13 protein-coding genes and 1 pseudogene are annotated in these 15,557 nt (G+C 74.0%); 2 read left to right on the forward strand and 12 right to left on the reverse strand.

Features of this window, described 5'->3' with window-relative positions:
• Positions 1 to 153: 153 nt before the first annotated feature.
• Positions 154 to 762, forward strand: a complete 609-nt coding sequence (locus tag IE255_RS13000) for a TetR/AcrR family transcriptional regulator (RefSeq protein WP_190050376.1) — start codon at positions 154 to 156, stop codon at positions 760 to 762.
• 159 nt (positions 763 to 921) lie between these two features.
• Here the strand turns inward: IE255_RS13000 and IE255_RS39140 are convergent, their stop codons facing one another.
• The 4 genes and pseudogenes from IE255_RS39140 to IE255_RS13015 form a co-directional block, all read right to left on the reverse strand.
• Positions 922 to 2,013, reverse strand: a complete 1,092-nt coding sequence (locus IE255_RS39140; protein ID WP_229906415.1) for a hypothetical protein — start codon at positions 2,011 to 2,013, stop codon at positions 922 to 924.
• 642 nt (positions 2,014 to 2,655) lie between these two features.
• Positions 2,656 to 2,736 (reverse strand): annotated as a pseudogene (locus IE255_RS39145) (DUF2510 domain-containing protein); the annotation flags it as partial.
• Between the two features lie 53 nt (positions 2,737 to 2,789).
• Positions 2,790 to 3,944: an anhydro-N-acetylmuramic acid kinase gene (locus IE255_RS13010; protein ID WP_190050378.1), complete on the reverse strand. Its 1,155-nt coding sequence runs from the start codon at positions 3,942 to 3,944 to the stop codon at positions 2,790 to 2,792.
• Positions 3,945 to 3,962: 18 nt separating this feature from the next.
• Complete coding sequence (locus IE255_RS13015) at positions 3,963 to 5,258, reverse strand: MFS transporter (protein ID WP_190050379.1); 1,296 nt, start codon at positions 5,256 to 5,258, stop codon at positions 3,963 to 3,965.
• A gap of 180 nt (positions 5,259 to 5,438) precedes the next feature.
• Between IE255_RS13015 and IE255_RS13020 the strand changes: the two genes are divergently transcribed.
• Positions 5,439 to 8,123 (forward strand): ATP-binding protein, encoded by a 2,685-nt coding sequence (locus IE255_RS13020; RefSeq protein WP_190050380.1) that lies wholly within the window; start codon positions 5,439 to 5,441, stop codon positions 8,121 to 8,123.
• A gap of 39 nt (positions 8,124 to 8,162) precedes the next feature.
• Here IE255_RS13020 and IE255_RS13025 read toward each other — a convergent pair whose 3' ends face one another.
• From IE255_RS13025 to IE255_RS13060, 8 genes are all read right to left on the reverse strand, one after another.
• A complete protein-coding gene (locus IE255_RS13025) occupies positions 8,163 to 8,954 on the reverse strand; it encodes an SDR family NAD(P)-dependent oxidoreductase (RefSeq protein ID WP_190050381.1) in 792 nt (263 codons plus the stop codon).
• Positions 8,955 to 9,018: 64 nt separating this feature from the next.
• Entirely contained in the window at positions 9,019 to 10,140 is a 1,122-nt protein-coding gene (pcaDC, locus tag IE255_RS13030) for a bifunctional 3-oxoadipate enol-lactonase/4-carboxymuconolactone decarboxylase PcaDC (protein ID WP_190050382.1), read from the reverse strand.
• A complete protein-coding gene (pcaB, locus tag IE255_RS13035; protein WP_190050383.1) occupies positions 10,137 to 11,432 on the reverse strand; it encodes a 3-carboxy-cis,cis-muconate cycloisomerase in 1,296 nt (431 codons plus the stop codon). Before pcaB ends, pcaDC begins: the two co-directional genes overlap by 4 nt.
• Positions 11,429 to 12,034, reverse strand: a complete 606-nt coding sequence (gene pcaG / locus IE255_RS13040; protein ID WP_190050384.1) for a protocatechuate 3,4-dioxygenase subunit alpha — start codon at positions 12,032 to 12,034, stop codon at positions 11,429 to 11,431. The genes pcaB and pcaG overlap by 4 nt, the downstream gene beginning before the upstream one ends.
• Before the next feature lie 6 nt (positions 12,035 to 12,040).
• Complete coding sequence (gene pcaH, locus IE255_RS13045) at positions 12,041 to 12,814, reverse strand: protocatechuate 3,4-dioxygenase subunit beta (protein WP_190050385.1); 774 nt, start codon at positions 12,812 to 12,814, stop codon at positions 12,041 to 12,043.
• A gap of 94 nt (positions 12,815 to 12,908) precedes the next feature.
• Complete coding sequence (locus IE255_RS13050; protein ID WP_190050386.1) at positions 12,909 to 14,111, reverse strand: thiolase family protein; 1,203 nt, start codon at positions 14,109 to 14,111, stop codon at positions 12,909 to 12,911.
• Entirely contained in the window at positions 14,108 to 14,752 is a 645-nt protein-coding gene (locus IE255_RS13055) for a CoA transferase subunit B (protein WP_190050387.1), read from the reverse strand. The genes IE255_RS13050 and IE255_RS13055 overlap by 4 nt, the downstream gene beginning before the upstream one ends.
• Positions 14,752 to 15,507, reverse strand: coding sequence for a CoA transferase subunit A (locus IE255_RS13060; protein ID WP_190050388.1), 756 nt, complete (start codon positions 15,505 to 15,507; stop codon positions 14,752 to 14,754). The genes IE255_RS13055 and IE255_RS13060 overlap by 1 nt, the downstream gene beginning before the upstream one ends.
• Between the last annotated feature and the right edge of the window lie 50 nt (positions 15,508 to 15,557).

The following is a 15,557-nucleotide window of genomic DNA, read 5'->3' on the forward strand; positions in this document are numbered from 1 at the left end:
CGGTGACGGTGGTGCTGTTATCGGTACGGGTGCGTACCGATACGGCAGTGTACCGATACGGTTGCGTACCGGTACACTGGCGTATCGATAGACGTACGACACACCGCCGGCCGGAATTTTCCGGCCGCCCGACGAAAGCCAGGAGCACCGCCCATGACGTCGCAGGCTGCGGACCGGCCCGGGCAGGCCGGTTCCTCGCGCCGCTCCAAGATCACGCCGGAGCGTGAGCAGGAGTTCTTCGACGCCGTGCTGGACCAGCTCCGTGAGTGCGGCTACGACTCCCTCACGATGGAAGGGATCGCCGCCAGCACCCGGTGCAGCAAGTCCACGCTCTACCGCCAGTGGAAGACCAAGCCCCAGTTCGTGGCCGCGGCGCTGCGCTCCCACCGGCGGACGCGCTGCGTCGACACCGGCTCGCTGGCCGACGATCTGCGCGCGGCGGCCCGGGCGATGGGCGACCTGTCGGGCCGGGACACCCAACTTCTCCAGGCGCTCGCCCACGCCGCCACGCAGGACCCGGAGTTGCAGCGCGCGCTGCGGGAGGCGGTGGTCGAACCGGAGCTCGCCGCGCTGAAGGAGATCATCCGGCGCGGTGTCGAACGGGGCGAGGTGCCGGCCGACCATCCGGCGCTGGAGTACATCCCGGCGCAGCTGCTCGGCGTGCTGCGGCTGCGGCCCTTGCTGGAAGGGGAGTCCGCCGACCCGGACTATCTGGTGCGGTTCGTGGAGGCCGCCGTGCTGCCCGCGCTGGGCCTGACCTGAGACCCGGGCCGCCGTCCGCCGGATGACCGGACGGTGACCCGGCCGCGCCGACCCGTGGGGACGGGGGCGGCGCGCACCCCCCGGCCGGGTGGGGTTCCCCTGTGAGCGGCAGGGGCGCCCCACCCGGCCGACCGGTGCCGGGGGAGCGCCCTTTGCGGGTCAGACGTCCTGGCCGCTGCCGCCGCCCGTCGACACCCTGATGCCCTTGGCGATCTCGTCGAGGACGGACTCCTTCTGGTCGGCGTCGACGCCGAACCGGACGACGACCATCTGCCGCGCGTTCGCGGGGGAGGGGAACGCGAGCGACTCCACGATGCCGTCGGCGCCCTTGCTCGTGACGGCCTTCCAGCGGACCAGGTAGCCCTTCTGCCCGGCCACCGTCACCGCCTCGGAGGCCAGCACGTCATGGGAGGTGATCCCGCCGTAGGACTTGCCGCCGTAGGACTCCTCGGCGTTCGCCGCGATGTCCGCCTTCGCGATCTCCTCGGCGGTGTCGCCCCTGGTGCCGAGGGCCAGGGCCGGTGCCGAGTAGGCGCCGCCCTTGGTGCAGGTCGAGGAGGTGTCGCCGGGGCACTTGTAGGAGTCGTCGGACGTCACCTGCGCGCCGATCGTGAGCTGCTGGCCGTACCAGCCCTCGGGGATCGGCAGACTGATCCCGCTGACCGCGTCGGTCACCGAGCCGCTCCTGATCTTCGGAGGCTCGGACTGACCGGGCTGACCGGGCTGCGGGCTCTGCCCACCGGAACCACCGGATCCGCCGGAGCCACCGGATCCCCCGGATCCGCCAGTACCTCCCGACCCGCCCTGGCCCCCGGATCCGCCCGGCCCGCCGAACGGCCCGCCCTGGCCCCCGGGTCCGCCCGGCCCCTGCGAAGTGGCGGAGCCGCCGCCCGAGCCGCCGTTGTCGGTCAGCGCGTACACGCCGACACCGATACTGGCCAGGACGACGACGGCCGCCGCCACGGCTATCCCGACCCGCAGCCGCCGCCCCTTGCCGGCCGGAGGCGCGGCGGGGTAGGCCGGGTACCCGCCTGCCGGATACCCGGCGCCGGGCGGGTACCCAATGCCGGTTGCTTGCCCGGCGCCTGCCGGATAGCCAACGCCGGTTGCTTGCCCGGCGACTGCCGGATATCCGGCGCCGGCTGCGTGCCCGGCGGCTGCCGGGTGCCCGGCGCCATCGGGGTATCCGGGGACTCCCGGCTGTCCGGCACCGCCCGGATACCCGGAGGCTCCCGGCTGTCCGGCACCGATCGGATTCCCGGGGGTTCCCGGGGCGCCGGGGCCGGTCGGCTGCCCGGCGGCTCCCGGTTGGCCGGCAGCAACTGGATATCCGGGCGCTCCTGCCGCCCCGGCGCCGGTCGGCTGCTCGGCGGCAGCCGGATCCCCGGGGGTTCCCGGCTGCTCGGCACCGTCCCGTGCTGCCTCGGTGCCGGTCGGCTGTCCGGCTTCCGGCTGTGCGGAACTGGTCGGCTGCGCAGCGGTAGCGGGCTCCCCGGGGGTTCCCGGCTGCCTGGCACCGTCCGGTGCTGCCTCGGCGCCGGTCGGCTGTCCGGCTTCCGGCTGTACGGAACTGGTCGGCTGCTCGGCGGCAGCCGGATCCCCGGGGGTTCCCGAATGCCCGGCTCCCGGCTCCCCGGCGTCGGACGGCTGCTCAGCATCACCTCGTGCCGCCCCGGCGTCGGACGGCTGCTCAGCGCCACCCCGTGCCGCCCCGACGTCGGGCGACTGCTCAGCAGCCCCGAACTGCCCCGCGGCCGCCGTACCCCCGGAGGGCGTCGTATCGCCCGGCGGTGTCCCGCCAGGGGTCGGATCCGCCTGTGGAACCTCCGCTGCCGGGGGTGCCCAGGTCGTGGGCGGCTGGGTCGGACGGATGCGGTCCGTCCAGGCCCTGCCGTCCCACCAGCGTTCCGTGGCGGGCCCGTCACTTGTCTGTCCGGGGTCGGGGTACCACCCGGGAGGCGTCTCCTGCGTCATGCCCCCACCGTATGAGGCCTCGGTGAAAGAGGCATGAGAGGAGCCGGAACCAGCTATTCCAGCAGCAGCCGGGTCGGCCGCCGAGAGGCCGGTGGCGGCAGCCGCAGACCGTCCCGGCCGGGGGTCACGGAGCCCAGCACGCTCGGATGCCGGGCCCCGGTGCTCGCCGGCTCCGTGCCCGGCAGGCCGTGCACCGTCAGGAACCCCAGCACCGCGAAGGCATAGGCCTCCTTCGCGTCCGCCGGCAGCCCCAGTTCGTCCGAGGCCCGGACCGGCACCCCGGGCAGCAGGCCCGAGAGCATCGACATCAGCACCGGATTGCGCGTCCCGCCACCCGAGGCGATCACCTCCGTCGCGCCCACCGACCGCACCGCGTCCGCCACGGTCCTGGCCGTGAGCAGGGTCAGCGTGGCGACGACGTCCTCGGCGGGCAGGGTCCCGAACCCGGCCAGCGCGTCCCGCAGATGGTCGAGGTGGAACAGCTCCTTGCCCGTGGTCTTCGGCGCGGGCCGCGCGTAGTACGGCTCCCGGAGCAGCCGGTCCAGCAGCGGCCCGTGCACCCGCCCCCGCGCGGCCAGCGCCCCGTCCGTGTCGTAGGCCAGGGCGCCGCCGCTGAACCCCCGGGCCGCCGCGTCGATCAGCGCGCAGCCCGGCCCGGTGTCGAAGGCGGTCCCGTCGGGCGCGGTGAGGTTGGCGATCCCGCCGACGTTCAGAGCGACGGGCCGCCCCGGCCGGCCGCGCAGCCACAGCAGGTCGACCAGGCTGACCAGCGGGGCGCCCTGCCCGCCGGCGGCGATGTCACGCGCCCGGAAGTCGGCGACCACCGGCAGCCCGGTCGCCTCGGCGATCCAGGCCGGCTGCCCGAGCTGGAGCGTGCCGTGGACCCGCCCCTCATCGACCCAGTGGTAGACGGTCTGCCCGTGTGAGGCGACCAACTCCGCCCGGCCCCCGCAGAGTTCGCGGTCGGCCCGGACGGCGGCAGCCGCGAAGGCCCGCCCGATCCGGGTGTCCAGCCGGCACACCTCGCCCGGCGTGGCGGTCCCCGGCGGCAGGGCGGCGGCCAGCGCCCGGCGCAGTGCGTCGTCGTACGGCTCGCTCACCATGCCGAGCGGTTTCAGCAGCAGGCTGTCGCCGTCGAGGTCCAGCTCGGCCGCCGCCGCGTCGATCGCGTCGTACGACGTGCCGGACATGAGACCGATCACCCGCATCCGATCACCCGCATCCGTTCAACCAGCCCTCTCCTCAGCCGCGTTCGTCACACGGACCCGCCGTCCGGACAGCAGCGCGACCGCGCTCACCGCGCACGCCCCCGCCGCGTAGTACGCCGGGATGTCCACGCTCCCCGTCCGCTCGATCGTCTCCGTGATGACGATCCCGGCGCACCCCGAGAACACCGCGTTGGACAGCGCGTAGGCGAGCCCCAGGCCCGTGCAGCGCACCCGCGTCGGGAACATCTCCGACAGCATCGCCGGACCCGGCCCCGCCATCAGCCCCACCACCGCGCCCGCGCCGAGAACCGCCACATCCTTCACGGTGTTCGAAACGCCGGGTGCCTGAAGAAGGTTGAGCAGCGGCACCGCGAGGACCACGACCAGCACCGCCCCCGTCAGCATCACCGCCCGCCGCCCGAGCCGGTCGCTGAGCAGCCCGGCCGGGACGATCGTGACCGCGAACCCCAGATTGGCCAGCACGGTGGCGACCAGCGCCTGCTGGAAGGTCGCGCCCAGCGAGTTCTGCAGATACGACGGCAGCACGACGAGGAACGTGTAACCGGCCGCCGCCCAGCCCATGATCCGCCCGGCGCCCAGCGCGATCGCCCGCGCGACCTCGCGCCGGGGCGGAGTCTCCCGCGACCGCTCCGCCTCGAACGCCGGCGTCTCGTCCAGCCGCAGCCTCAGCCACAACGCCCCCAGCCCCAGCGGCAACGTCAGCAGGAACGGCAGCCGCCACCCCCACGCGCCCAACTGCTCCTCCGCCAATACCGTGGCGAGCAGCGCCGCCACCCCCGCACCGGCCAGCAGCCCCAGCGCCACCGTGAACGACTGCAACGACCCGTACAGCCCCCGCCGGCCGGGCGGCGCGAACTCCGTCATCACCGACACCGCGCCGCCGAACTCCCCGCCCGCCGACAGCCCTTGCAGCACCCGCAGGAACGTGAGCAGCCAGGGCGCCAGGGCACCCGCCTGCGCGTACGTGGGCAGCACGCCGATGAGTGTCGTCGCGACCGTCATCAGCGTGATCACCAGGACCAGCACCGGACGCCGCCCGATCCGATCGCCGAGTCGGCCGAAAAGCGCCGCCCCGACGGGACGGAAGAAGAACGCGAGCGCGAACGACGCGTACGTCTTCACCAGCCCCTCGATCTCGCTGCCGCCCTCCGGTGTGAAGAACCGCGCCGCGATGATCGTCGCGAAGTAGCCGTAGACGCCGAACTCGTACCACTCGATGAGATTGCCCACCGACCCCGCGACCAGCGCCCGCCGGTCCGGCCGCGTCTCCCGGTCGTGGTGAATGGCCGTCACCTCCCCTGCAATTGCACGCCGTTGACCCGAAGTCGGCTGGTGACGGGCCGGACGCGTCGTCCGGCCGCACCCGGTGTCACCCGTCACGGCAACAGGTGCCCCGACCCTCCTCCACTCAGGCAATCGGAGGGCTACGCTCGACGTCTGTACGTCGTTCGGGCGACTTGGGGAGGTAGCGGGATGACGGAGGTACGGCCCACGGCCGCCGCCTCGGCTCCCCTGTGGGAGCGCGACGAGGAGATCGCCGCCGTCACACGGGCGGTCGACAGCCTGTGCGCGGACCGCTCCTCGTCCGGCGGACTGCTCGTCTTCCGCGGCGAGGCCGGACTCGGCAAGACCGCGCTGCTGGCCGAAACCCGCCGCATCGCCGAGGCACGCGGCTGCACGGTCTGGTCGGCCCGCGGCGGCGAGACCCTCCGGTCCGTTCCCTTCAACGTCGTACGGCAGTTACTGCAACCGGCGCTCGTGTCGATGCTGCCCGAGGAGGCCCGGGAGTACCTCGGCGACTGGTACGACATCGCCGGCCCCGCCCTCGGCATCGCGGACCCCGGAGACCGCCAGGCCGACCCGCAGGGCGTGTGCGACGGCCTGGTCGCCGCCGTGCGCCGGCTCGCCCGCCGGGACTGGCCGCTGGTGCTGCTGATCGACGACGCCCACTGGGCCGACCAGGAGACCCTGCGCTGGCTCGCCTCCTTCGCCGAGCGCCTCGACGAGATGTCCGTCCTGGTCGTCGTCGCCCGCCGCCCGGGCGAGGTCTCCGGCGCGAGCGCCCGCCACCTCGACACCGTCGCCGCCGCCGCGGACGGCTCCGTCACGACCCTGAGCGCCCTCACCCCGGAGGCGACGGCCGGACTCACCCGCGCCACGCTCGGCAAGCACGCCGACGCCGCGTTCTGCCGCGAGGTCTGGGCCGTCACCGCCGGCAACCCCTACGAGACCGTCGAACTCCTCGCCAAGGTGCGGGACAGCGAAGTCGAACCGGTCGAGGCCCGGGCCGGGGAACTGCGCGAGCTGAACCGCTCGGCCCGCGGCGGCGGCCTCGTCGCCCGCCTGGAGGAACTCGGCATCGACGCCACCAGGTTCGCCTGGGCCGCCGCCATCCTCGGCACCGGCATCTCCATCGACCTCGTCGCCAAGCTCGCCACCCTGAAGCCCGACGAGGCCCGCCGCTGCGCCGAACTGCTGCGCACCGCCCGCATCCTCACCGCACCCGACCCGGCGGCCGGCCGCCGCGCCGACGGCGACCTGGAGTTCGTCCACCCGCTGATCGCCACCGCCGTCTACAACTCCATCCCGGACGCCCTGCGCACCGCCATGCACGGCATAGCCGCCCGGATCGTCACCGACGAGGGGCACGGCGCCGCGGCCGCCGCCCGCCACCTCCTGGAGGTCCACCCGGACGACGACGAGGAACTCGTCGGGCAACTGCGCGAGGCCGCCCGCGAGCACCTCGCCGTCGGCGCCCCCGACGCCGCGCGCCGCTGCCTGGAGCGCGCCCTGAAGGAACCGCCCCGGCCCGAGTCCCACCCGCATGTGCTGTACGAGCTGGCCGAGGCCACCTTCCTCACCGCGCCCGCCCGCACCATCAGCCATCTGCGGTCCGCGCTCGGCATGCCCGGACTCGGCGGCGAGAAGCGGGTGGACGCCGTCTTCCGGCTCTCCCAGGCGCTGCTCCACAACGACCAGCTGGAGGAGGCCGTCCGCACGGTCGAGGCGGAGGCCGCCCGGCTCGGGCCCGGGCCCGCCCGGATGCGGCTCCAGGCCGTGCACTTCATGTGGGAGGGCATCCACGCCGGCGAGGCCACCTCGCCCGACCGCTCCCGGCGGCTCGCCGAACTCGCGAGCACCTGCACCGGCCGGGACAACTCCGAACGCGCCCTGCTCATCCTGCGCGGCTTCGACGCCCTGATGCACGGCGACAACGCCGAGGTGGTCGCCGAGCTGTGCGACCGCGCCCGCGTCAACGGCCGCCTGGCCCCGGGGCTCGGCTGGACCGACACCGAGTGGGGCATCGAACTGCTGCTGATGCTGGCCAACGCGTACGCCTTCACCGACCGCCTCGACCGCGCCGAGACCCTCTACAACGAAGCCCTGCGCGCCTACGAGTCGGCCGGCTGGAGCGGCGGCCACCTCGCCCTGGCCCACGCCTACGTGGGGCTCGGCCACCGCAGGCGGGGCCGTCTGAAGGAGGCCGAGGCGTCCCTGCGCGAGTCGCTGCGCCTCGCCGAGCGCGTCGGCCGCGGCCTGCCGCTGTACTGGTCCGCGACCTGCAACCTCGTCGACACGCTGCTCGCCCGCGGCCACGTCCAGGAGGCGTGGGACGTCGCCGAACACCACGGCTTCGCTCCGCCCTACCCCTCCACCATCGTCCTGCCGGACCCGCGCTCGGTACGCGGCCGGCTGCTGCTGGCCGTCGGCCGCACCAAGGACGGCGTCAACGAACTGGAGGCCGCCGAGAAGGCGGCGGCGGCCCGCGGCCACCACAACCCGGTGCTCGTCCCCTGGGCGGCCGACCTCGCCCGCGCCCTCGCCACCGAGGACCCGGCCCGCGCCGCCCGGCTCGCCGTCGACGTCCGCCGCCAGGCCGAGCGCTTCGGCACGGACACCGCCATAGGAGAGGCCTTGCGCTGCGCCGCCGCCCTGGAGACGGGCCAGCGCGCGGTACGGCTCGCCGGCCAGGCCGTCGCCTACCTGGAGGCCTCGCCCTGCCAGTACGAGCACGCGGCGGCCCGCATCGAGTACGGCATCGCCGCCCGCTCGGTGACCGACCTCCGGCGCGGCCTGGACCTGGCGGTCTCGTGCGGCGCGGACGGCCTGGCGGCGCGGGCCCGCGCGGAACTGGAGGCGGGTTTCGGGCCGCGCTGAGCCTGGAGCGGGCGCCGGGCCGCGCTGAACCGGGGCGGGTCAGACCTGCACGAGCTGATCGGTCACCGCCGCCAGCCGGGCCCGCACACCCGGGTCGTACGCCGCCTCATGGGCCCGCGCCGGACTCGTCCCGTCGAAGTACCGGCCGCTGCCCAGATCCCGCGTGGCCAGGGCCAGCACGCCGGCCGCCCCGTCGGCGACCGTGCTCCACGGCGTGACGTCCGCCTCGCGGACCATTCCCGTGTCCATGTAGGTCGCCGGGTGCAGCACGTTCACCGAGACACCCGTGCCGTCCAGCTCCTCGGCGAGCGCGAAGGTGTGCGCGGCGAGCGCGAACTTGCTGCGGCAGTACGCCGAGACGCCGCTGTAGCCGCGGGCGAACTCGGGGTCTTCGAAGGAGAGGGGTTCCTGACCGGCCGAGCCGACGTTGACGATCCGGGCCGGCGCGTTCGCCCGCAGCACCGGCAGCAGGGCCCGGGTCAGCACGACCGGCGCCAGGTAGTTGACCGCGAGCCGCAGCTCGTGCCCGTCGGCGCTCAGCTCACGGCCCTCCCCGGGCGCCCCGAAGCCCACACCCGCGTTGTTGACCAGCACGTCCAGCTCGGGATGCGCGTCGGCGACATGCCCGGCCAGCTCCCGCACCTGCGCCAGCGACGCCAGATCGGCGACGAACGCCTCGGCGTCCCCCTCGGTGCGCAGCTCTTCGGCCAGCCGCTCGGTGCGGCCCGCGTCCCGGCCGTGGACGAGGACGACATGGCCGGAGCGGACGAGCTCGAAGGCGACGTACCGGCCGAGACCCGAGGTGGCACCGGTGATCAGGATGGTGGACATGCCCCCACCGTAGGCACGCCGTGTGCGCCCGAGCGAGCCACCGCCGGGGCTACGACCGGCAGGGTCACCCTGCGGTTCCGTCCTCCTCGGCCAGCACCCGCTGGGCCGTCGCGAACGCCGAGTTCGCCGCCGGCACCCCGCAGTACACCGCCGTCTGGAGCAGCACCGCGCCGATCTCCTCCGGGGTGAGCCCGCCCCGGCGGGCCGCCCGGACGTGCATGGCCAGCTCGTCGTAGTGGCCGTGCGCCACCAGCGCGGTGAGGGTGATCATGCTGCGCTCGCGGCGCGACAGCGTCGGGTCGGTCCAGATCTCGCCCCAGGCGTAGCGCGAGATGAAGTCCTGGAAGCGGGCCGTGAAGGGCGTCTGCCGGGCCTGGGCCCGGTCGACGTGCGCGTCGCCGAGCACCTCGCGCCGCACCTCCATCCCGCGCCCGGCGGGCCCGCCGAGGTGGGCGCGCAGCGCGGTCAGCACCGCCTCGGGGCACTGCGCGGGCGCCAGGTGCGAGGCGCCGGGGATCTCGACGAGCGCCGCGCCCGGCACCGCGTCGGCGATCTCCCGCAGATGCGCGGGCGGCGTCGCCGGATCGTCGCGGCCGGCGACCAGCAGGGTCGGCACGGCTATCCCGGCCAGCCGGTCCCGCAGATCGAACGCGGCGAGCGCGTCACAGCAGGCGGCGTACGCCTCCGGGTCGGCGCGGCGGTGGTCGTCCACCAGCTCCGGCACGGTGAACCCGGACGTGAACCAGCGGGCGTCGGCGTTCTCGGCCAGCTCGGCCAGCCCCTCCCGCCGCACCAGCGCGGCCCGCTCCTGCCACGGCCCGGCCCCGTTGAAGTGCGCCGACGAGCAGATCACGGCCAGCGAGGACAGCCGCTGCGGATGGTGCACCGCCAGATGCAGCCCCACGGCCCCGCCCAGCGACACCCCGGCGTACGCGAACCGCTCGATCCCGAGCGAGTCGGCCAGCGCCAGCACCAGCCCGGCGAGGTCACCGACCGTCGCCCCGGCCGCGATGAGGCCGGCCGCCGAACCCCCGTGCCCCGGCAGGTCCCAGCGCACCACCCGGTGCGTGATCGACAGCTCGGGCGCCACCTTGTCCCACAGGGCGTACGACGTGCCGAGGGAGGGGCCGAGCAGCAGGGGCGGCGCGGTGGCGGATCCTTCGGCACGGTGGTTCAGGAGTGTCAACGTCGCTCCAGAGCACGGTCGGTGAGGGCCCCGGCGGAGCCCGTGTAGTGGGTCGGATCCAGGTCGACGTCCGCCAGCTCGGGCGCCTCGGCGAGCGGGCGCCCCTGGGCGGCCAGCCGGGTGAGGAGTTCCTTGGCCCGGGCACGGCCCAGCACCGGGGCCAGTTCGGCGGCCAGCCGCTCGGAGACGATCAACCCGTCGGTCAGATCCAGGTGTTCACGCATGGCCTCGGGCCTGACCCGCAGTCCCTCGGCCAGTTCGGCGGCGTCCCGGGCGGCCCCGCCGGCCAGCCGCAGCAGGTCCCGCAGCGGTTCCCACTCCGCGTGCCAGGCCCCGGCCGGCCGCTCGTCCTCCGCCGCCAGCGAGCCGTACAGCGTGGCCGCGAGCTGCGGTGCCCGCCGCGCGGCCGAGGCGATGAGGGTGGAGCGTACGGGGTTCGACTTGTGCGGCATGGCGGACGAACCCCCGCCGCTGCCCTCCGCGACCTCAGCGATCTCGGTCCGCGACAGGGTGAGGACGTCCGCGGCCATCTTGCCGAGCGCGCCCGCCGTGAACGCCAGGCACCCGGCGAGATCGGCGACGGGCGTCCGCAGGGCGTGCCAGGGCAGGTCGGGGGCCTGGAGGCCGAGTTCGCGGGCGTACGCCACCGGCAGCGCGGTCGGATCGCCCGCGCCGTACGCCCCGAAGGCCGCCAACGTCCCCGCCGCGCCGCCGAGTTGGACGGGCAGCGACGCTCGTACGGCCGTCACCCGGTCTCGCGCGTCCAGCACCAGCGACCGCCATCCGGCCGCCTTCAGCCCGAAGGTGGTCGGTACGGCGTGCTGGGTGAGCGTCCGCCCCGGCAGCGCGGTGTCGCGGTGCTCGGCGGCCAGCCGGGACAGGGCCTGGGCGGTACGGCCGAGGTCGGCGAGGAGCAGGTCCAGGGTGCGCGCGGCGACCAGCATCGTCGCGGTGTCCATGATGTCCTGGCTGGTCGCGCCCCGGTGGACGTAGGGGCCGTACGCCTCGCCGACGGCCTTCGTGAGATCCGCGACCAGGGGGATGACGGGGTTGCCGCCCGCGCGGGCCCGCTCGGCCAGGGACCGTACGTCGAACCCGTCGGAACCGGCCGCCTCGGTCACCGCCTCGGCCGCCTCGGCCGGGGCGAGCCCCAGTGCGGCCTGGGCCCGGGTCAGGGCGGCCTCCGCGTCGAGCAGCGCCCGCAGATACGCCTCGTCACTGGTGGCGGACGCGGCCGCCGAGCCGGCCCACCCGGGGGCGAGCAGACCGGTGTCGCCGTGCGCGGCTGTCACTGGAACTCCAGGAAGACCGTCTCGCCTTCTCCCTGAAGGCGGATGTCGAAACGGTACGTGCCGCCCGTCTCCTCCTTGGCGATCAGCGTGTCGCGGCGCCCGTCCTCCAGCCGGGACAGCAGCGGGTCGGCGGCGAGCGCCGCAGCGTCGCCCGGCAGGTAGATCCGGGTGTACAGGTGCACGAGGAGCCCCCGCGCGAAGACGCACACACTGAGGTACGGGGCGTTCCGGCCGCGCGCCCCGGGCCGCAGCGTGCGCGCGTACCAGTGGCCGTCGGTGTCGGTCTGGATGCGGCCCCAGCCGGTGAACTCCACGCCGTTGCGCCCCAGGAAGCCGCCCGAGGCCGGGTCGCGTCGCATCGAGCCGTCGGCGGTCGGCAGCCGGCCCTCCGGGTCCGGGCCCCACAGCTCGATCAGGGCGTCGGGCAGCGGCTGGCCCGCGCCGTCGGTGACGTACCCGTGCACGGTGACCGTGTCCGGATGCCCGGCGGGCGCGATGTCCTCACCGCCGCGGAACGGCAGCGCGTGGCCGTAGAACGGCCCGACGGTGTGCGAGGGCGTGGGCAGCACGCTCTCCGGCCGGCTGGTGTCGATCCTCGTCATGGCAGGTCAGCGCCCTTCTTCGATCCAGGTGGCCCGCGGGCCGTCCAGCACGATGTCCCAGTGGTAGCCCATCGAGAACTCCGGCACCGACAGGCTGTGGTCGTACGTCGCGACCAGCCGCTGCCGGGCCGCGTCGTCCGTCACCGACTGGATGATCGGGTCGTAGGGGAACAGCGGGTCGCTCGGGAAGTACATCTGCGTCACGAGCCGCTGGGTGAACGCCGTGCCGAAGAGTGAGAAGTGGATGTGCGCCGGCCGCCAGGCGTTGAGGTGCTGGCGCCACGGGTACGGGCCCGGCTGGATGGTGGTGAAGTGGTAGCGGCCCTCGTCGTCGGTGAGGGTGCGGCCCACGCCCGTGAAGTTGGGGTCCAGCGGGGCGTCGTGCTGCTCGCGCTGGTGGGCGTAGCGGCCCGCCGAGTTGGCCTGCCAGATCTCCACGAGCTGGCCGCGCACCGGGCGGCCGTCGCGGTCCAGCAGCCGGCCGGAGACGGTGATGCGCTCACCGATCGGCTCCCCGTTGTGCTGCCGGGTGAGGTCGTTGTCGATCTCGGTGATGTCCCGCTCCCCGAAGGCCGGGGAGGACAGCTCCACCAGCTCCGGATCCTGGCTGACGTCGATGGTGACCGGCGCCTGCCTGGGGTGCCGGAGCACCGAGGAGCGGTACGGCGCGTAGTCCCGCCGCGGGTGGTGCTCGACGGGCCCGCCGTCGGCGAGCCGCTTCTCGTACGCGGCGTGCTCGGCCGCGATCTCCTGATCGATGTCGTGCTGCGTGAGAGTCATGGGGTTTCCTGGAGGGTCCTTGAGGGTCTCGCCCCGAAAGGGGCGCGGGGAACTGCGCGACCAGCCACAGACGGCCTGGAGTCGCGCGGATCGCCTAGCGTTCCAATACGAGGGCGAGTCCTTGGCCCACCCCGATACACAGCGTGGCGACACCGACACCGCCACCACGCCGGGCCAGCTGATGAGCAACCGTGCCGGCGAGCCGCGCCCCGGACGCACCCAGCGGATGCCCGAGGGCGATCGCACCGCCCTGCGGATTGAGAATCGCCGGATCGAACTCGGGCCACTCGGCCACACACCCCAGCACCTGCGCCGCGAACGCCTCGTTCAGCTCCAGCACGGACAGGTCGCCGAACCCCTTGCCCGCCTTGGCCAACGCCCGGTTCACGGCCTCGACGGGCGCCAGCCCGAAGTAGTGCGGGTCGGTCGCGGAGACACCGGTCGCCCGGACCCGGGCGAGCGGCTCGCGCCCCGTGGCCCGCAACCCCTCCTCGTCGACGAGCAGCAGCGCCGCCGCACCGTCGTTGAGCGGGGAGGCGTTGCCCGCCGTCACCGTCCCGCCGTCCTGACGGAACGACGGCTTCAGCTTGGCCATCGCCGTCAGGGAGGCATCCGCACGGACGCTCTCGTCGGCGGCGAACAGCACCGGGTCACCCTTGCGCTGCGGAATCGCCACCGGCGCCAACTCGACGTCGAACAAGCCCTGTCGCTGTGCGACGGCAGCCTTCTCGTGGCTGCGCAGGGCGAACTCGTCCTGCTGCTCGCGGCTGATCTTGTGCTTGTCCGCGATGAGTTCCGCGCTCTCGCCCAGCGGAATGGTCCACTGCGGGTCCATCCCCGGATTGACCATGCGCCAGCCGAGGGTCGTGGAGTACAGCTCGGTGTGCCCGGCAGGGAAGGGCTTGTCGCTCTTCGGCAGGACGTACGGCGCCCGGGTCATCGACTCGACACCGCCCGCCAGCGCGATCGAGGCATCGCCCAGCGCGATCGCACGGGCCGCCTGGACCACCGCCTCCAGGCCGGACGCGCACAGCCGGTTGACGGTCACGCCCGGCACGGACGTGGGCAGGCCCGCGAGCAGGGCGGCCATGCGGCCGACGTTGCGGTTCTCCTCACCGGCGCCGTTGGCGTTGCCGAGGTACACGTCCTCGATCCGCGCCGGGTCCAGCTCGGGCGTGCGGGCGAGGAGTTCACGGATGGCGTGCGCGGCCAGGTCGTCCGGGCGGACGGAGGCCAGTGCGCCGTTGTAGCGGCCGATCGGCGTGCGGACCGCGTCGACGATGTAGACGTCCTTCACTTCACGCCCTCCGGCACGGTCAGTTCGGCATCGGTCTTGGCCGCGATCTCGTCGGCGGTCACGCCCGGCGCGGTCTCGACCAGGACGAGCCCGTCGTCGGTGACGTCGAGGACGCCGAGGTCGGTGATGATCCGGTTCACGCACCCCTTGCCGGTCAGCGGCAGGGCGCACTCCTTGAGGATCTTCGGTGAGCCGTCCTTGGCGGTGTGCGTCATGACCACGATGACCGTGCGGGCGCCGTGCACCAGGTCCATCGCGCCGCCGATGCCGGTGACCAGCTTGCCGGGGACGGCCCAGTTGGCCAGGTCGCCCCGCTCGGACACCTGCATGGCGCCCAGCACGGCCACGTCGATGTGCCCGCCCCGGATCATCGAGAACGACAGCGCGGAGTCGAAGAAGGACGCTCCCGGCAGGACCGTGACGGTCTCCTTGCCGGCGTTGATCAGGTCCGGGTCGACGGTGTCCTCGGTGGGATAGGGGCCGGTGCCCAGGATGCCGTTCTCCGATTCGAGGACGACCTCGACGCCCTCGGGCAGGTGGTTCGGGATCAGGGTCGGCAGACCGATGCCGAGGTTGACGTACTGCCCGTCCCGCAGTTCCCGGGCCGCCCGCGCGGCCATCTCCTCACGACTCCAGGCCATCAGGACCTCACCGTCCGCTGCTCGATCTTCTTGTCCGCCGCCTGCTCCGGGGTCAGCGCGAGCACCCGCTGTACGAAGATCCCGGGCAGGTGCACCGCGTCCGGGTCGATCTCGCCGGGCTCCACCAGCTCCTCCACCTCGGCGATCGTCACCCGGCCCGCCATCGCGGCCAGCGGGTTGAAGTTGCGGGAGGACTTGTTGAACACGAGGTTCCCGTGCCGGTCCCCGCGCGCCGCCCGCACCAGGGCGAAGTCGGTGCGGATGCCCCGCTCCAGCACGTACTCCGTGCCCTCGAACTCCCGGACCTCCTTCGGCGGTGAGGCCAGCGCGACCCCGCCCTGACCGTCGTAGCGCCACGGCAGCCCGCCCTCGGCGACCTGGGTGCCCACCCCGGCCGGGGTGTAGAAGGCGGGGATCCCGGCCCCGCCCGCCCGCAGCCGCTCGGCCAGCGTGCCCTGCGGGATCAGCTCCACCTCCAGCTCCCCGGCCAGGTACTGCCGCGCGAACTCCTTGTTCGCCCCGATGTAGGAGCCCGTCACCCGGGCGATCCGCCCCGCGGCGAGCAGCACCGCGAGCCCGGACTCCATCGCCCCGCAGTTGTTGGAGACCACCGACAACCCGCCCACACCGCGCTCGTAGAGCGCCTGGATCAGCACGTTCGGCACACCGGACAGCCCGAAACCACCCACCGCCAGCGACGCGCCGTCCGGCACGTCGGCCACCGCCTCCAGGGCTGTGGCGACCACCTTGTCCATCCGAGAAGCCCCATCTCTTCCGAGCGACCGACCGAATTAATCAGGGCACT

It is taken from the genome of Streptomyces lomondensis (assembly GCF_014651035.1).
Lineage (GTDB): Bacteria > Actinomycetota > Actinomycetes > Streptomycetales > Streptomycetaceae > Streptomyces > Streptomyces lomondensis.